We start from the raw sequence: 17,121 nt of genomic DNA on the forward strand, positions 1-17,121 counted from the left end.
CATACTTGCTTAATATCCCGTAATTTATCCGAACTGATTTTTATGTATGGTAACGTTTAATATATGTGTCGTAGCAGATCAAAATGTTACCCTAATATCGATAAAAACTACGCATTGGTTGCTAACTTTTCCTTTTTGCAAGCATTGCGCCTTCATAAATATACAAGAACCATTCGATTCATCACTTAGCTGCTATGATCACATATATGTTGTTGTAAGCAGTTTTTAATTATAATAATGTATCCAATTACTTTCATAATTATCGTCAAAATTCTGTTTTGAGTCTATTTTAATTTCAATGTTTTCTCTTTTCCAGTAATTGAACTCATCGTATTCTTTTAGTAGGTCAAAATATTTGTCCTCAATTAACTTAAATTTAGTTGAATTTTTGATTTTATTCTTTTGTTTGTCTTTATAAACGAATAAAGTTGCATTTTCGAAACAGCGAGAAATTTTCCAAATTTCAGGAAGTTCTAATTCCTTATATATGTTTTCAATCCTTTTTTCAGGGATTAATAAGTTAACTTCTTCTTTAGCAAGTGGTTCAAAAGCAAAACAAACAACAAAAATATCATCTATTTTAGGGATTCTTTTAATAACTTTTAAGGAGTTTCTGATTTGAGTATATTTTTCTGCAATCTCCTTCTGTCTTATGTCAGGAACACCAGAAAGCCAATGCTCGCTCATTTTAAATTTCTGTTCTTCTTTGAGAGTTTCCACATTTACAGCAATTCTGATCCCGTTGTCATCCTCATTAAACTTTTCTTGAATATCAAGAACATTTACATTGTACTTTTCAGAAATCCATTTTGCAAGATTCTCAAATTTTTCATCAATTCTACTTTTTCCTTGCTTTATAAGTTTTGTCTTTTTGTATTCTATATCAAATGAAAATATCATTTTAATTAAGGTTAAATTGCTTACAACGTCTCTGTATATGAGCTGTGCGGGCGAAAATGGCTATTGCCATTCGGTTGAGCACGAGCTGATTTTTACAAATTCCGCTTTTTATTTTTTGTTTATATCAAAAGTCGGATTTGTAAAAATTCGACGACTCCCAAATATACCTTAACTTTTAATTAAGCGACAACTCCCGCATTGCTTATATACTTTGTTGCCCACAGTTTATCTCAGATTATTATTGGGTCAAAACTTCCATCTTCTAAGCAATCGTTGAAACTCATTCCATCAGCTTGACTTCCTTCACGAATGAAACAAACATAGCCATTCATTAAAAAAGTATTCTCATTCTCAACAACTATTTTATATCTATATGAGCCAAAAGGTAGTAGAGAGTTATCATTTTGATTTATACCATCGAAACCTGATTGTGTTCCAGGATATTCAGAAACAACATTATCATCTAAATCAAAAATTGTCACGAGACTATTTGGATAATTTCCAAGGTTATTGATTCTGAAAGTGTCATTAAATCCATCTTGATTCGGTGTGAATATTTCAATAGGTTCAATAATCCCCAAAGTTGATTGGTCTAAATTATCAATATTCGATGATTCAAAAGGATTTGTTCCGCAACAAAGAAAAGTTTCAGTTTCGGGTTCAGATGTAGATTCATCATCGTTATTACATCCACTTAGAAATAAAATTGAGCAAATTAAAGATAATAAAATAGTAGTTTTTTTAATCATAGTTTTGTTTTTTAAAATTGTGGGCAACGTTGTTGTATATGGTTTGTTGCGTGGTTTAAGCACCTAATTTAGCAAAAAAAACCGACCAAGAAAGTCCGCGAGGGCTTTCGTAAGTAGGCAATAAGCAAGCAATAAATTATATACGGTGTTGTAAAATCGTTTTCTATTCAATTCAATTTTCCAATATTATAGTTTCATCGTATATTTTCATATTCAAAAGTCCTATCGTTCCACAATTCGGTTTAATGTACTTTTTCGTATTCGGAATTCCGTGTTTATCTTTTTCCCAACTCGTATTGAATTTAAATTTCAAAGTGTCTAATTTCACGTCAATAATTTTTGATTGATGATTTACGATTTCCCATTCGTAATTTTCATTTTTCCAACAAATTCCGATTTCGTCTCCAATAAGAGGAATTCCACTTTTGTCAATTTTTATATATTCCGTTTTCGGAACAGAATTATGTTCTCCATTTATAAAATACCTCATTTCTCCTTGCGTAATGATAGTCACGCATTGTTTTTTGTCAGCAGAATAAATTTTAAAATTCGTTCTATTTGTATGGTCTCCAAACGCAATAAGAAAAACAGTTATTCCAACTACGAACATAACTACTGCTACTAAAATTATTTTCAATATAAATTTCAAATTCGAGGTTTTCGTAAATGTTTTACAACGTCTATTGTATGTTGCGTTTGCTTCCCGAAGGGAGCATATGCAATATACAAATTGTTAGCTGTTTTTGTTTTTTCCGATTATTAACATTATGTCAGCTATTGGGTAAGCCAAAGCGATAACTATTCCTAATATTCCATATAAAGTTTTCCCCTCAGGCAAAAATCCAGTTATTGAAAACCATAAAATCAGTAGGCAAAAAGGATAGAGAAGTAGTCTTGTCAAAACCTTTGTAAAAGTCCACTCTTTAACTTTTTCTGTTTTTAATTCCGTTTTTGGGTTATTTATTAGTTCAGGATTATTTTCTCGTTCGATGTTTTCTATGGAATCTTTTAGTTCGTCAGTCAAAAGTTTCGTCTCATATTTTTTAGATTTAGACAAAACTAAATGTAATAAAAGTCCGATTATGGAAATTCCAACTGTTCCAATAATTGCCATTTTAAAATTAGTAGTTAGAAACAAACCTGAAATGATTACAATTATAAATCCGACTGTAATTTTATTAAGTAGTTTATGATAAGGGTTTTTCTCCGTTTTAATTCCATTAAGTTTTCCGTTCTGGTGAAAAGTCAGGCGAAAAATGGGATATGCTCCTCTTAGAAATTGAGCAGATCTCCAAATTAAAAGTTCATTTGGTTTTATTTCTCCGCTGTATTTTGTTGTGTTATAAAAAAATGCATCATTCCAATGATTTTTAAGATTACTTTTTTTGTTCTGAACTATCAATTTTTCGATGTCTTTTCTATCTGCCACAAAGTTGGATTTAAATTACAGCTAACGGCTAGTATAAGGAACGTAGGGCAGTTGATAAGCACTTACGTTTCGGTTTATTACTTAGCTAAATATAAATATTTTGCTTTTATCTTTTCTATTATAAACTCCAAATTTTATATTTAGCGGACTTTGTTAATAATCACAGACCTTTCGGTTTAGAACAAACGCCCTATGTTTTTTATACCTTGTTAGCAATAGTTTTTAAGTTTCAAAAAACATAAATGAACTATAGTCATAGTCAGGGTTTAATTCATCAACCTTTTCTTTAATTAAACGGTTACTCCATTTTGCATAGCGTCTACCGTGTACTTGTCCATTATTATTTATTTCCTTTATTAGTTCAGTTAATTCTAGTATTGTGAATTCTGATAATAATGGTTGAATAAGATTATCAAACCTTGAATCAGCTTGGTCATAATTTCTACTCTTACCATACATCATAATTACAATTTCTTTTGATTGATTTAAAAGCCCTTGACCTTTATAAATATTAAAAAGTTTAATTATGGTTTCAGTCTTAATTAGCACATTAAAATCATCATTATTTTTACCCTTTAAATACGTTAAGTGTTTAGATAAAGTTTCATTTAAAAACCAAGCTAAGAAAACATAGTTTTCGTCCTGATTAATTTTGCTCTTAATTAAGGTTTTTGAGCTTTCATTTAGATTGTCTATTATTCTAGGATTATTATTTAAGAATCTTAAGATTAAATCGAAAAAATCTAAATTTAAATTATTACTAAAATACTGATTGTCGTCCTTAACGAATTGAATTAATTCATCATAATTTCTTTTTAAAATTATGTTTAGTGCTTTAAAATTTATTTCTCTATTTTCATCACATTGTATATTATCTGATTTAAAGACTATTTTCCATAATGAACGAAAAATTTCTTTTTCAATTGCCGGATTTAAATTTTCTAAATACTTAGACTTTAAATGAGTTTCAATGTCTTTTTCTGTAATAAGAATATCTTTAATTTCGGATAAGTTTGTTAAAAACTCATTAAATATTTTTTTAGATAAAAGAGCAGGTTTAGTTAGTAACCCTTCAAGTATATTAATAATATGGGCTCTAACTGTTTCTTGGTTAGGGCTATATAGTTTGTAATCTTGAAGCATTACTGGATGAGCACATAAATGTCTATGTTTTTGAAGGTGTAAGATATTTTCATAGTCAGAATGCTCGAATATATTTGTTTTCTCTTTGATTAGTTCCACCAATTTATTTTCCCATTGAGATGATGTTGGATTTCGTTTTTGTAATTCCTCTATCTCACTAAGAATTGATTTTGCACTTTCATCATTAAATTGGTCTTTTAATTCTTGTAATTTGAATACTAAATCACAAATAACAATAGAGTACAACATTACAATTGCAGAACGGAAATTTTTGGAGTAATATGAGCGAATTACTTCTTCGAAATATTCTTTGCTTTTTGAGTTTTTTATTTGTTCGTGAAGCAAATCTATTGAGTGTATTCTCATTTTAGGTTTTAATTATTGCTAACGTTTAGCTATGCGTAGTGCGGGAGCAAAAAATCACAAGTTTTCGAGCCAGCACTTAGCTAAAGTTTATATTTTTTTCTTTTCTAAAATACTAAATTTAAATCTTTGGTGACAAACCAAATAAGCAACCACTTTTCGGTTAAACCTAAACCCCGCATTATCGCATAGGTGTTGTTGTAATGCGTTTATTTTGCAAGTTCAATCTTACATTCATTTCTAAGACAAAATTCTCCATTTAGCTTACTCAAAATCAAGTCCGCAAATGTCAAATCTTTTTTCTCATTCGTTCTATCATAGAGCATGTTGTCAATTCGGTAATATGTATTGAACGAAATATACTTTATAATCAAGCTGTTTATTATCAATAATGGCAATTTTAACAGTCCTAAAATCAGGTTTTTGAATCCAATGAATTCTCCCTCAGAATCGAAATGTTTATCATATTCGAACTTTTCAAAATTCAAGTTGTACTTTTCAACAAACTCTATCAGTAAGAAATAATTGTCATCTCCCCACAATTTTAAGTCATCAACAATTTTAGTATTCAGGCTATTTATTTTCTCTCCAGAAGCGTGTTCAAGAAATTTTTTAACCTCCAAATAAGCATCTTTTATTTCAGTGTATTTAAATTTCATATTTACGATTTTGGTAATGCATTACAACGTTAAATGTAAACGCTGTGCGATGAAGAAAGTCAGCGACTTTCGGAATAGGCATAAGGCGTTATACTTTTTAGTGTTTTAAATTAATTCAATTGTAAAATAATAAAATTTATGGCGCCGACCTCACAAATACAAAACTCCCTTTGATCAAAACACTAAAAAAGCATTGCGTTTACATAGTGTTACCAATAGTTATTTCTTATAAAGAGTTTCTATTTTTTTAATAAACATCAGCTCATAATCTTTTAAGGTCAATTTTTTAATATAATCAAGTTCATTTTCAGAATGGCCAAAAAATAATCTTCCAGTGGCTATAGAGTTTTTGATACTATCAAATTTAATAACAGTGCTATCTGTTATTGAGTCTCTATCTATTTTGACTTTACATAAAGCATATGCATTCTTATCAGGGATTTCCATTTTAAAACTATAATTATTTCTATTATAGCTTTGTAAGTTGAACTTTTTTATAATAGTATCTTTGTGTATATCAGTTTTAAGCTCTAATTGAGATTTAAGATTTACGCTTGTTTGTATTCTTGGAAGGCTTGTAGCAATAAATGAAAATGATGTAATTCCAATTAAGATTGGTTTAGGAATTAATTTAATTTTTTTGATTGATATTTTATCATTTATCAAATAAGCGTAAGAAATAGGTAGAATACCTAAAGCTATTAAATCAGAATAATCAACTACTCTAGACAATCCCAATCCTATCTCATTAGAAAAGTCTATAAAAAATTGAGAAAAAGAGCTTTTCCAAAAAATGAATAAGATTCCAGTTAAAATATAAATCGGTTTATAATTTTTTTTGAATAAATGACTGAAGAAATAAGGAAAAGCAAAAAGCCCAGTAAAATCAGATAGTTTTCCCGTCAATAAACTTGGATAATGATATTTAAGGTAAAAATCATTAATTAAAAGAAAAGCGATTGAAATCAAAAATAACTTTCTGTAAACCCAATCATTATTTTCTTTTTTATGCATATTAAATTATTGGTAACGTCTCGGCTATGGTTAGTACGGGAATTAAAAGCGATTAATTTCCGATTAAGCACTTAGCCAAAACTTTTTATTTTGTTTTATTTTTTTGTTCATAAAGCCAAATCAAAAAGATTTGGCGGACTTGGTTAAAAGCTCTAAACTTTGGGTTAAGTACCAAAACCCTTATTAACTATAGCCATTGTTGTGCGTTCGTTTTTTATTCTTTTCCGAACATATTTTCATATTCCTTTACGTGATGTGGAAACTCCTCTTCATAAAAAGGATAACTGATTCCTAAAATTGAAATTTCATATCCATCTTCTTTCATTCCTGTAATTGCATTTCCAGCAACTCCTTTTATTTCCATTCCGTCTTGTCTAAATACTTTTAATTCCGACATTACTTGAGTGTCAATAAATTCATATCCTGGGTCGTCAGTATTTATCACGATATTGTTTTTTAAGCAATAATCTTTGAAGAATTCGTAAGGCGATTCAATTCCGTCAAATTCAATCAGTCCAAATACTACTCCCATAGGTGCATCAGCTTTTTCTAATTCAGTTGTTCCGATTAGAAGTCCATTTAGAAGTATGTTGTATATTTTATTCAATTACTTTTTTGATTTTACTATTCATATATAGTTTTTCGACAACCAACTTTAATTTCTGCCAATCCATTTCAGCAACTTCACTTTTGTATTTATCGACTGATTGCATATAAGACAAAAGAAACCAAGAATCGATATGTCCAAATTCAGGCGGATTACTTAGAACAACTTCCACTTGTTTTTGATGTTTTTTATTGTAGAATCCACATTCTCCACCGTGAAAGCTATAATTCCATCTATTCGAAAGTTCTCCTCTTCTCGGTATATTTTTATTGCGACTAGATATTAATTTTTCATAGTCTTCTTTAACTTCAATATTTAAACCATATTTTTCTCCAAGTCTAAACATAAGTTCTTTTCCCTCTTGACGATAATCAATTATTGCTTCTTGAAAAATATCAAGATTGATATCATTACTTTCTTCTTTTTTGAGAAGATTATGAATCCATTTTTTAATCATTGATTACTGTTCAATTTTGGTTCTCGTAAATGACGCACAACGTTAAATATATGTGTCGTAGCAGGGCAAAATGTTACCCTAATTTACGATTTTCTGCGCAGGGATTGCTATATTTTTCCTTTTGCAAGCCCTGAGCCATCTCAAACAAACAAAGACCATCAAATCCAGCCGGACCTGCTATGATCTCATATATCGTGTTGTGGTGTCGTTTTTTAATTTATTCCATTATTTTTAATTCGGCGAATACCTTTTGAGTTCCGTGAATTTTTTTTCCGTATTTAATGTCAATATAATAGTCTATTTTATATTCATTCAGAACCTCATCTATTTTATCTTTATTACTTTTAACTAGATCAAATTCTTGTTTGTATTCCCTAAGCATTTTATATGCAATCCCAAATGGCAATAGTCCAATACCCATAATTGTGATATGGAAATAATCAATATAAAAGGTATGATCTATATCATCTAAAACGTACATTCCTAATAAGTAACCATAAATAATAAATGCAAGACCTATCAAAATAAAAATTCCTGAATATAGATATTTTAAGTTTTTCCTTTTTTTAACCTTATCATATTCGATATTAACAGACTTCAACTTGTTCTCAAACTTTTCATTCAGTTCGATTTTAGTGCAGGTTTTATTAAATTCAGGTTTTCGGTCCGTCAACCCGCAAGTTGTGCCAAATTTTAAACTTGTCTTTTGATTGTCACACAAATTACAATGTCTTGCTAAATCCATTAAATATTTAGTTCTATTTTTAGGGTATTTTTCGTTTTCGGTTAATTCTGGTTCAATGCACCACAACGTTTAGTATATGGCAAGTTGGGTAGAAAATAAGCGATTACTTTCGGTTTAGCCACAAGCCAAATCTTTTGTATTTTGTTTTAATTTTTCTCTTTTAATACCAAATCAAAAGATTTGGCGACTTTGCAAATAGACAACAACCTTTTAATTAAGCACTAATCGCCCAATTTGCTATATATAGTGTTGTAGCACGTTTTTATTCCGTTATTAATGATATCAAAGGTATAATTCCATTGTTAAAACTATGTATGCAAATTGCTAAAATTATTCCAGAATTTAATCTCGCATAGCTATAAATAAATCCAGCTACAAGATGCGGTAATATTACTATTGGCGAGAAAATCAATAATTCAGTTGTTATTTCATAATTTGCTAAATGTGGTAAACTAAATATTAAGAGTAATCCATAGAATATTTTTCGTCTATTCATTTTCCAAAATTTAGAAAACAAGTCAACAAATTTTTGATTTAAACTTAAATATAAAGCAACACCAATTCCTAAAGCAATTAATATGCAATATAGCCTGTCAAGTTCCGATAGATTCTTTAAAGTGAAATAAGATATTCCGATTATAGTTATTGTTAAATTCCTTTTTGAAAATAATAACCCAATTCTGTATGTGAACTCTTCTATAATTGGTGCAATAATTGCAATCATTAAAATTTTCAAGATTGGACTATAACTTCTTATTTTTTCTCCAGTAATGTGCATTGGCATTTCAAAAACCCCATAATAATCTAAAAAATAAGATATTCCGAAACAAAGAGCTTTCAGAAGTATCAAAATCAGATACAATTTTAATCCAAGAAATATAGTATCTCTTAAATTCCGTTTCTCTTTTGGTAAAAATCCAGATTTAATTAAAATCCAAATATTTTTAAATTCATTCAAATGTTTGTGGTTTTCTCAAATGTGCTACAACGTCTCCGTATATGAAACGTAGCGTGTAAAAAGACACTATCGTTTCGGATTTAACACGAGCCGAATTTTTATTTTTTCTATTTATCTTTTAATTTCTAAATATACAAAAATAAAAATTTGGTGGACTTAATAAAGAAGTAAAAACCTCTTGGAAAGCCTGTAATAGCTATGTTTTATATACATTGTTGTGCATAGTGCTTTTCACGTTCAGCTTGGTTTTCCGATGTTTGTTATTTAGTTCAAATGTGAGCGTTGGCAAGACATACTCTTTTACAGTTTTGGTGAAGCTTGGATGATGCGACTGGAAATGTGTATGGCTTTAAGCGTTGGCAATTTTACGTTAATTATTAAATCCATCGTCTTACTTTTTTTGCGTATTCTATATATTCATTTCCGAATTCACGTTTTAAAAATTCTTCTTCCAATCGTATTTGTGTATTTATACTTAAAGTAGATAATGAAATTATTAGTAATGTAAATGCATTAGGAATTACAAGGAATAACCCAATATTCGTAATCATTATTCCTAAAAATATAGGATTTCTTGAAATTGAAAATACTCCTTTTGTTACCAATTTGGTTTTGTTGTTTTCATCAATTCCGATTCTCCAAGAATTTGCCATTTGGCTTTGAGAAAACCAAACAAAAATCAGCGATACCAACAAAAGTACCCAACCAATTTTCTGTAAAGTTTGATTTTCCAAATACCAAAAAGGAAGTAAATATTCATACCATTCTTCTTTGAAAGCATAGATTCCCACAACAATTAGCTCAAGAACTGAGATAAATATAAAAACCTTACCATTATAGTCGTGTGCATTATCTGTTTTTTCAAATGTGAATGGATTTATTCCAGTTTTTTTCCAAAGTAATACAGACCTTAAAACAAAGACCAATAAAAAATACAATATGAGATAAGCGAATAATAACATAGTTTCTAATTTTATGTAAAAATGCTATAATAACCAATGCAATGGAAGTGCATTTATTGTCCGCTACATTTATCGCAAATTCCTTTTACAACCAAGTTTACGTTTTCTGAAACAAATCCATCAGGCACTTTTATTTGAGGAATTTTATGTTCTGTTAAACAAATGGTTTCGTTACAGTTATTACAATGAAAATGTAAATGCAAATCGGTTTCAATCTCACAATTACAACCTTTTTCACACAAAGCATATTTCGTAATTCCTGTGCCATCGTCTATTTGATGCACAATTTCTTTTTCTTCAAATGTTTTAATAGTTCTGTATAATGTTGTCCTATCTGCTTTCTCAAAAGCATTTTCTATATCGCTTAATGTAACTGCAACTTGTTTTTCGGCAAGGAATTTATAAATTAATAAACGCATTGCAGTTACTCTAATATTTTTTGACTCTAAAAATTCTTCAATTGTTTTCATAGTTAATGATGCTCTTCGTTTCCAAACGGTTTAATAATAATTCCAACGCTAAAAATAAAACCGTCTGTTGGTGCATAGATTTCGGGAAATTCTGGATTTTCGTGTGGTGGCAAAACTAAAGGCGAAAACCTACTTTGTCTTCTGTCTGTGAAATTTTCAAAATTCACGAATGCACTACCAAATTTAAAGTTTCTCATTAACAGTAAACCCATTGTTACAAAATCTGTAGTTTCTGTTCCGTTTGATAAAAACTGTTTTCCTGTATAAAATGTTTCGTAGCCAATTCTCCATTTATCAGATTCGTACATCAATACACTTCCTGCGTTATGTTTTGCGGTTAGTGGTTTTTGTGGATTTCCTGCTAAATAGTTCAATTTAGTGTCAATAAGTGCATAATTTAAAAACCATCTAAAATCTTTATAAGTAAACTTTATATTTGTTTCTGCTCCTTTGCTTAAAATTTCATCAGTTGCATTTTCAAATGCAAACAAACCGTTATTTGTACTATTCAATAACAATCCGTTGTTAATTGCTGTAACATAAAAAAGTTGATTAATAGAAAAACCAATGTTTTCAAATAAACGAGTTTGGTAATTGAAATCAAGATTTACACCATAGGAACGTTCTGCTTTTAATGAAGATTTATCAATGCCGAGTACATTTTCAAAGTTTATAAATTCAGCCTCTTCTGTAAAAATATCTGGAATTTTGTAACCTAAACCACCACCAATTCTGCTTGAAAATCCGTTATCATTTTTATAAAGCAATGAAATTTTTGGAAGTGGAAAAAAGCCAAAATCAGTATTGTAATCTGCTCGTAATCCAGTTTCTAAAATCCAATTCTCGGAAAGGTCATAAATATTGTTAGCAAACATTCCGTAAGTGATGTCTTTTTGGTCACGTTGTAAAGTTGCATTATCATTTTCGTCAAAGTTTGAAGTATATAAATTTGCTCCAAAAATCCAATCTGCTTTTGAAGTCTCTCTTTGATAAGAGATTTCCGTAAATGTGTTGGTTTGTTTACCATCAAAATTGAAATCTGGAATCGTTAAATTTCTATCGAAAAAGGATACACTATTTTTAACGTTCAAAGAACTAATAGAATCTATTTGAGTTTTGTAAACTGCTTGACTACTCAATCTTTTTGAAATGTTTTCCTCTGTATATTGATGAATTCCATTTTCGCCACTTTCTATTTTTGTAATGTCTCCACCAATTCTATCGTCATAAGTTCCGTTTAGACCAAACCAAAACGTAGTTTTGACAGAAGGATAATAAAAGAATTTTGGATTAAATGAAATAGATTTAGTTTTTGGTAAATTACTAAAACCATCATCTTCTGGGTCATAAGCTTTTTGATAGTGACCAGAACCGTAAAGCGAAATACCAAACTTTTCATTCCGTTTACTGTAAAATACATTTGCAGTACTTCCCAACGCTTGTGTTTGCGTAAGCATAATATCTAAAGCAGGTTCTTCGTCAGGTGTTTTCGATACCATATTTATTAAACCTGCAATTGCTCCACCACCATAAAGTGTAGATGAACTTCCTTTAATAATTTCAAATTGTTGCAAATCTAAAGGTGGAATTTGTAAAATACTCAAACCACTTGAAAAGCCTCCATAAAGTGGAAATCCATCTCTTAAAAGTTGTGTGTAACGACCATCAAGACCTTGAATTCTAATGTTTGTACTTCCACTACTTAAAGATGTTTGTTGCATTTGTATTCCTGTACTTTCACGAAGCACCATCGAAATATTTGTTGGATTCATAATTGCTTTTTCTCCCAATTCCTCAACTCCAATAAACTCGATTCTTGTTGGAATTTTTTTTACAGTTCTTGTACTTCTTGAAGATTGTAATACAACTTCGTCCAATTCGTTTCCTCCACTTTTTAATTTGAAAATCAAGTCTGAATTACTTGGGATTTGAATAGTTGTTTTAAGAGTTTCAAAGCCTAAAAAAGAAACTATGATAATATGTTCGCCATTCGGAATTTCGTTAAAAGTTGCAATTCCGTCAAAATCGGTTACTGCTCCTTTTTCTAATTCCTCAAAATATAATGTTGCTCCAAATAATGGCTCGTTTTCGGATTCTGAAATTACTTTTATTTGTATATCAGATGTTTGTGCTTTAGCAGAAAAGCACGTTATAATTGTGAGCATTGCGCTCAATATATATTTATTCATTGAAAATGTAAATATTAATTAACTTTAAAATTTTGACTTTTAGTCGATATTTTTAGCTAATTAATTGTGGCGGTTGCCAGATATTGGAATGAAAGTTAAATCTGTAGATTGATTGATAGACAGATAATATTTCTGTAGAGATTTGATTGTTAATACCTAATTCAAAAGTTTGAATTGGTTCATATGTAATTGCGATTCCACAACAATTACAAATACAAGTTATTGGACAAGTATCATCACTATCATTTTGATGATTATGTTCAGCAGATATTTCTTCTTGGTGTTGGTCTTCGGCATTATTTCCGTCTGAACAAGGTTTGATTGACAAACCAAGAATTAATAATGATAGTATGATAGTTATAAATTTCATTGGCACAAAGATAAATAAATTTCAATGCAATGGTGTTGCAAAGTTTTTTATTCCGATTGTCAAGAACGGATTTAGCGTTGGCAAAGAAACAGCTCTTTTGTTTTTTTAAGCGTTGGCTTTTCGTGTTGGCAAAAAAATAAATGTGCTGTTTGCGCGTTGGCTTTTTTAGTTCAAATGTTGGTGTTTAGCACGATTTCCGCATTATGCACAACAATGTTATAACAGCTATTGCTGTTATATCTCTTTTATCACCTACAAATCTAGAGGATTTTTAATCATTCTAAAAGTATTTGTAGCAACATGAGTATAAATTTCGGTTGTTTTACTAGAACTATGCCCTAATAATGATTGTATGTAACGAAGGTCAGTCCCGTTCTCTAGTAAATGCGTAGCAAAACTATGCCTTAACGTATGTGGGGTGATCCTCTTTGTGATTTTAGATTTTTTAGCGGCTTTTTCGATGATTGCTTTTACACTACTTGCACTGTATGGATTTTCTTTTGGCCCCTCAAATAGATAATGTTTAGGTTGGTATTGTTTGAAATAATTTCTTAGATCTTTTAATACGTTGGTAGATAATAATGTATACCTATCTTTGTTACCTTTTGCATTGACAACCCTGATTACCATTCGCTTGCTATCGATATCTGATATTTTTAAATTGAGTAACTCAGCTCTACGTAATCCGGCAGAATATAAAAGGCTAACAATACATTTGTGTTTTAGGTTATTGGTATTATTGATGATCGATAAGATTTCCTCCTTACATAATACAATAGGAAGTTTTTGCTGTTTTCTAGGTCGTTCTATGGCATAAAACCTATTTGGCATGTTAAGAACAATCTCGTAATAAAACTTTATGCTATTTATGGTCAGATTGATATAAGAATTTGATTTTTTTTCACTTATTAATTTTCTAAGATACCTTCTTATTTCTAGTTCACCAATGCTTAAAAGTTCAATGTCTTTATAATAATTTATAAAAGCTTCAAAAGCATTCACATAAGATCTTACCGTATTTTGAGAATAACGCTTTAATAATAGTTTTTGCAAATATTCTTCAGGACAAACTCTGTAGGTGTTTTTTAGCCTTCTACTCTTAAGTGATTGAAGATTAGCAATTGGGTTAGAATGGTTAATAACCTTATCGCTATAAAAATAATTACAATTGAGCCAAGCCACACCTCTAAACTTCTCAAAAATTAAATCTATGTTTTTTTGATTATTAATGATATAAGGCATTTTGAAATGATTACTCCACCTAGGATTAGGTAATTCTTTGATTAAAGCCTGGATTATTTTATCCGGATAAAACTGCAAACCAATCATTTTTTGTTGATCGATCATTAAGTGCTTCAAAGTAATATTTTTACTAATATGCTTCATGTGTTCCAAAGATGTATTGTTTTATAATCAATTACAATATAAGACATCGAATTAAACGTTTATTAAACGTTTAATTCGATGGATAGGTAACATTTATAGGTTTAAAGACACTATCTTACAAAGAGGTGTTATGGAACGACAGTGTACTTATTGTAAAGAACAAATTGAGGGAAGGGCAGGTAAAAAATTTTGTTCTTCTTATTGTAGATCGGCTTTTTATTATCAACAAAATAAAGAGAAAGAACATTCCTTGTTTAAAAAAATAGATCAACAGCTTAAGACTAATCGTAAGATTCTTAAAAATTATAATCGAGCAGGACTTGTTACTATTCGCAAAGAAAAATTAATAAAAGAAGGTTTTGACCCAAAGTATTTTACGCATTATTGGAAAAATAGTAAAGGACAAGTTTACTTATTCTGTTATGAATATGGGTTTCTCACTGTAAATGAGAGGCAAAAAGGAAAATATGTATTGATTAAGTGGCAGGAGTATATGAATAGGTATTGATTGCGTCAGGGATAGAAGTGACATCCTTTTTTAGTGAAATGCATTGAGGTTTTCGAAGTGGATTTGGCTAAAAAAGATATAACGTATAGCCCGCCAGGACGTCCTAACTAATATAATTCCAGATATTTTTGTGTTTAGCAAGTTGCTGGTAGGTAAACAGTAATACCTTGTTTTTTTCAAGAGCTAGAGACGGGTCTTCTTTTAGAATTTTCATGGCATAATACCTGGCTGTTTTTAGGATATCGTTATCACGCACAATATCTGCAATTTTTAGATTAAGAACTCCACTTTGTTGAGTTCCCATAATATCTCCTGGTCCACGCAATTTTAAATCTACTTCTGCAATTTCAAAACCATCGTTAGTTCTAACCATAGTTTCTAATCTTGTTTTACTATCCGATGATAATTTATGACTGGTCATTAGGATGCAAAAACTTTGCTCTGCACCGCGGCCTACACGACCTCGTAACTGGTGTAGTTGCGATAATCCAAAACGTTCTGCACTCTCTATAATCATAACACTGGCATTGGGTACATTAACACCTACTTCTATAACCGTAGTGGCTACCATAATATTGGTTTCACCCTTCACAAAACGTTCCATTTCATAATCCTTATCCGCGGGTTTCATCTTGCCGTGTACAATGGATATCTGGTAATCTGGAGTAGGGAAGGAGCGAGCAATACTTTCGTACCCATCCATTAAATCTTTATAGTCCAAAGCTTCAGATTCCTGAATCAATGGATATACAACATAGATTTGTCTTCCTTTTTGTATCTCGTCTGCTATAAACTTAAACACTTTGAGACGATTACTATCATATCGATGTACGGTTTTTATTGATTTTCTTCCAGGGGGCAACTCATCAATTACCGAAATATCTAGATCCCCGTACAGGCTCATAGCTAATGTTCTAGGGATGGGTGTTGCCGTCATCACCAGAATATGCGGTGGATAGGTGTTTTTATGCCAAAGTTTGGAACGTTGTGCTACCCCAAATCGATGTTGCTCATCAATAATTGCTAAACCTAGATTTTTAAACTGTACTTTATCTTCCAGTACGGCATGAGTACCAATGAGAATATGTAATGTTCCATCCTCTAGTGCTTGGTGAATTTCTCTACGCTGCTTGGTTTTAGAACTACCCATCAATAATTTTACATTAATACCTAAGTCTTTGGTTAATTCTAAAATTCCTTGATAATGTTGATTAGCTAAAATAGCAGTTGGAGCCATTAAACATGCCTGGAAACCATTATCTATAGCCAAGAGCATGGTCATTAATCCGACAATTGTTTTTCCAGATCCTACATCTCCTTGCAGCAAGCGATTCATCTGTGCACTGCTACCAATATCTTTACGAACTTCTTTGATTACTCTTTTTTGAGCATTTGTCAATTCAAAAGGTAAGTGGTTGTTATAAAAATTGGTAAAATGTTCTCCAACTTCGGTAAAAGGAAATCCTTTAATCTTATGCTTACGAATTAGTTTTTTAGTAATTAATTGTAGTTGAACATAAAACAATTCTTCAAACTTCAATCTATATTGTGCCTTAGCCAGTAATTCTTGATTTTTTGGAAAATGGATATTTAGTATTGCTTCACTTTTATGAATTAGTTTTAATTCAGATCTTATTTCTTCAGAAAGCGTATCATAAAATCGCGCTTTAGTGTCCAAAAATAATTGTTGCATCATCTTACTTACTACCCGATTGGTAATACCTTTATTGGATAGTTTTTCTGTAGAAGGATATACCGGTTGCATCATCACCTTTAAGTTCTTCTCATGTTCTGCAAGTAATTCCATCTCTGGATGTGGCATACTAAAACCATTGTAGTATTTGGTCTTACCAAAAATGACATAAGGTGTATTTAGTTTTAAATTTTCTTTGATCCATTTATGACCTCTGAACCATACCAGTTCCATTTCGCCAGTATCATCCATAAATTTGGCAACTAAACGTTTCCCACGTTTTTGTTCAACCATTTTGATGTTTACAATTTTACCAACCATTTGTACTTCTGCCGAAGTGCGCTGTAGTTCATTAATCTTGTAATAATTGGTTTTATCAATATATCTATTCGGAAATAAATTAACTAAATCCTGATACGTATGAATACCTAATTCTGTTCGTAACAAATCTGCACGAGAAGGCCCAACACCTTTTAGATAATCGATAGGAGTTTGTAAAATATTCGGATTCATTAGAGC

Annotated in this window: 18 protein-coding genes; 1 reads left to right on the forward strand and 17 read right to left on the reverse strand. The window is 30.4% G+C overall.

Going from position 1 to position 17,121, the window contains the following annotated elements; translation table 11 throughout:
- Positions 1 to 225: 225 nt before the first annotated feature.
- The 16 genes from Q0921_RS23600 to xerA form a co-directional block, all read right to left on the reverse strand.
- The gene (locus Q0921_RS23600; RefSeq protein WP_299261419.1) at positions 226 to 900 is read right to left on the reverse strand and encodes a hypothetical protein; all 675 of its coding nucleotides are present in this window, start codon (positions 898 to 900) and stop codon (positions 226 to 228) included.
- A gap of 230 nt (positions 901 to 1,130) precedes the next feature.
- Positions 1,131 to 1,649 carry a gliding motility-associated C-terminal domain-containing protein gene (locus tag Q0921_RS23605; protein ID WP_299261421.1) on the reverse strand — a complete coding sequence of 173 codons (519 nt, stop codon included), beginning with the start codon at positions 1,647 to 1,649 and terminating at the stop codon, positions 1,131 to 1,133.
- 172 nt (positions 1,650 to 1,821) lie between these two features.
- Positions 1,822 to 2,298, reverse strand: a complete 477-nt coding sequence (locus Q0921_RS23610; RefSeq protein WP_299261422.1) for a hypothetical protein — start codon at positions 2,296 to 2,298, stop codon at positions 1,822 to 1,824.
- An 84-nt stretch (positions 2,299 to 2,382) separates the two neighbouring features.
- Positions 2,383 to 3,078 (reverse strand): hypothetical protein, encoded by a 696-nt coding sequence (locus Q0921_RS23615; RefSeq protein WP_299261423.1) that lies wholly within the window; start codon positions 3,076 to 3,078, stop codon positions 2,383 to 2,385.
- Positions 3,079 to 3,300: 222 nt separating this feature from the next.
- Entirely contained in the window at positions 3,301 to 4,587 is a 1,287-nt protein-coding gene (locus Q0921_RS23620; RefSeq protein WP_299261424.1) for a hypothetical protein, read from the reverse strand.
- A 206-nt stretch (positions 4,588 to 4,793) separates the two neighbouring features.
- Positions 4,794 to 5,243, reverse strand: a complete 450-nt coding sequence (locus Q0921_RS23625; RefSeq protein ID WP_299261426.1) for a hypothetical protein — start codon at positions 5,241 to 5,243, stop codon at positions 4,794 to 4,796.
- 219 nt (positions 5,244 to 5,462) lie between these two features.
- On the reverse strand, positions 5,463 to 6,257 hold the full coding sequence (locus tag Q0921_RS23630) for a hypothetical protein (protein ID WP_299261428.1): 795 nt from the start codon (positions 6,255 to 6,257) through the stop codon (positions 5,463 to 5,465).
- Between the two features lie 214 nt (positions 6,258 to 6,471).
- Positions 6,472 to 6,864 carry a hypothetical protein gene (locus tag Q0921_RS23635; RefSeq protein ID WP_299261430.1) on the reverse strand — a complete coding sequence of 131 codons (393 nt, stop codon included), beginning with the start codon at positions 6,862 to 6,864 and terminating at the stop codon, positions 6,472 to 6,474.
- Positions 6,857 to 7,321 (reverse strand): hypothetical protein, encoded by a 465-nt coding sequence (locus tag Q0921_RS23640; protein ID WP_299261432.1) that lies wholly within the window; start codon positions 7,319 to 7,321, stop codon positions 6,857 to 6,859. Before Q0921_RS23640 ends, Q0921_RS23635 begins: the two co-directional genes overlap by 8 nt.
- 217 nt (positions 7,322 to 7,538) lie before the next feature.
- Complete coding sequence (locus Q0921_RS23645) at positions 7,539 to 8,132, reverse strand: hypothetical protein (protein WP_299261434.1); 594 nt, start codon at positions 8,130 to 8,132, stop codon at positions 7,539 to 7,541.
- A 196-nt stretch (positions 8,133 to 8,328) separates the two neighbouring features.
- Entirely contained in the window at positions 8,329 to 9,024 is a 696-nt protein-coding gene (locus Q0921_RS23650; RefSeq protein ID WP_299261436.1) for a CPBP family glutamic-type intramembrane protease, read from the reverse strand.
- 377 nt (positions 9,025 to 9,401) lie between these two features.
- Complete coding sequence (locus Q0921_RS23655) at positions 9,402 to 9,986, reverse strand: isoprenylcysteine carboxylmethyltransferase family protein (protein WP_299261438.1); 585 nt, start codon at positions 9,984 to 9,986, stop codon at positions 9,402 to 9,404.
- 53 nt (positions 9,987 to 10,039) lie between these two features.
- Complete coding sequence (locus Q0921_RS23660; protein WP_013994522.1) at positions 10,040 to 10,456, reverse strand: Fur family transcriptional regulator; 417 nt, start codon at positions 10,454 to 10,456, stop codon at positions 10,040 to 10,042.
- Positions 10,457 to 10,458: 2 nt separating this feature from the next.
- Positions 10,459 to 12,621, reverse strand: coding sequence for a TonB-dependent receptor (locus tag Q0921_RS23665; RefSeq protein WP_299261446.1), 2,163 nt, complete (start codon positions 12,619 to 12,621; stop codon positions 10,459 to 10,461).
- Positions 12,622 to 12,697: 76 nt separating this feature from the next.
- Positions 12,698 to 13,015, reverse strand: coding sequence for a DUF6660 family protein (locus Q0921_RS23670; protein WP_299261448.1), 318 nt, complete (start codon positions 13,013 to 13,015; stop codon positions 12,698 to 12,700).
- A gap of 252 nt (positions 13,016 to 13,267) precedes the next feature.
- Positions 13,268 to 14,344: a site-specific tyrosine recombinase/integron integrase gene (gene xerA / locus Q0921_RS23675; protein ID WP_299261567.1), complete on the reverse strand. Its 1,077-nt coding sequence runs from the start codon at positions 14,342 to 14,344 to the stop codon at positions 13,268 to 13,270.
- A gap of 187 nt (positions 14,345 to 14,531) precedes the next feature.
- On the opposite strand from xerA, the gene Q0921_RS23680 reads away from it, so the two are divergent.
- Positions 14,532 to 14,909, forward strand: a complete 378-nt coding sequence (locus Q0921_RS23680; protein WP_299261450.1) for a hypothetical protein — start codon at positions 14,532 to 14,534, stop codon at positions 14,907 to 14,909.
- Between the two features lie 103 nt (positions 14,910 to 15,012).
- On the opposite strand, the gene recG is transcribed toward Q0921_RS23680, so the two are convergent.
- A complete protein-coding gene (gene recG, locus Q0921_RS23685; RefSeq protein WP_299261452.1) occupies positions 15,013 to 17,115 on the reverse strand; it encodes an ATP-dependent DNA helicase RecG in 2,103 nt (700 codons plus the stop codon).
- Positions 17,116 to 17,121 lie beyond the last annotated feature (6 nt).

Source organism: uncultured Aquimarina sp. (assembly GCF_947496855.1).
Classification (GTDB): domain Bacteria; phylum Bacteroidota; class Bacteroidia; order Flavobacteriales; family Flavobacteriaceae; genus Aquimarina.

Excerpts from the sequence above, each read along its gene's own strand:
- Q0921_RS23665 (WP_299261446.1), bottom strand. The coding sequence starts at position 12,621 with ATGCTCACAATTATAACGTGCTTTTCTGCTAAAGCACAAACATCTGAT.
- Q0921_RS23600 (WP_299261419.1), bottom strand. The coding sequence starts at position 900 with ATGATATTTTCATTTGATATAGAATACAAAAAGACAAAACTTATAAAG.
- Q0921_RS23680 (WP_299261450.1), top strand. The coding sequence starts at position 14,532 with ATGGAACGACAGTGTACTTATTGTAAAGAACAAATTGAGGGAAGGGCA.
- recG (WP_299261452.1), bottom strand. The coding sequence starts at position 17,115 with ATGAATCCGAATATTTTACAAACTCCTATCGATTATCTAAAAGGTGTT.
- Q0921_RS23625 (WP_299261426.1), bottom strand. The coding sequence starts at position 5,243 with ATGAAATTTAAATACACTGAAATAAAAGATGCTTATTTGGAGGTTAAA.
- Q0921_RS23630 (WP_299261428.1), bottom strand. The coding sequence starts at position 6,257 with ATGCATAAAAAAGAAAATAATGATTGGGTTTACAGAAAGTTATTTTTG.
- Q0921_RS23670 (WP_299261448.1), bottom strand. The coding sequence starts at position 13,015 with ATGAAATTTATAACTATCATACTATCATTATTAATTCTTGGTTTGTCA.
- Q0921_RS23655 (WP_299261438.1), bottom strand. The coding sequence starts at position 9,986 with ATGTTATTATTCGCTTATCTCATATTGTATTTTTTATTGGTCTTTGTT.
- Q0921_RS23620 (WP_299261424.1), bottom strand. The coding sequence starts at position 4,587 with ATGAGAATACACTCAATAGATTTGCTTCACGAACAAATAAAAAACTCA.
- Q0921_RS23605 (WP_299261421.1), bottom strand. The coding sequence starts at position 1,649 with ATGATTAAAAAAACTACTATTTTATTATCTTTAATTTGCTCAATTTTA.
- Q0921_RS23640 (WP_299261432.1), bottom strand. The coding sequence starts at position 7,321 with ATGATTAAAAAATGGATTCATAATCTTCTCAAAAAAGAAGAAAGTAAT.
- xerA (WP_299261567.1), bottom strand. The coding sequence starts at position 14,344 with ATGATTGGTTTGCAGTTTTATCCGGATAAAATAATCCAGGCTTTAATC.
- Q0921_RS23660 (WP_013994522.1), bottom strand. The coding sequence starts at position 10,456 with ATGAAAACAATTGAAGAATTTTTAGAGTCAAAAAATATTAGAGTAACT.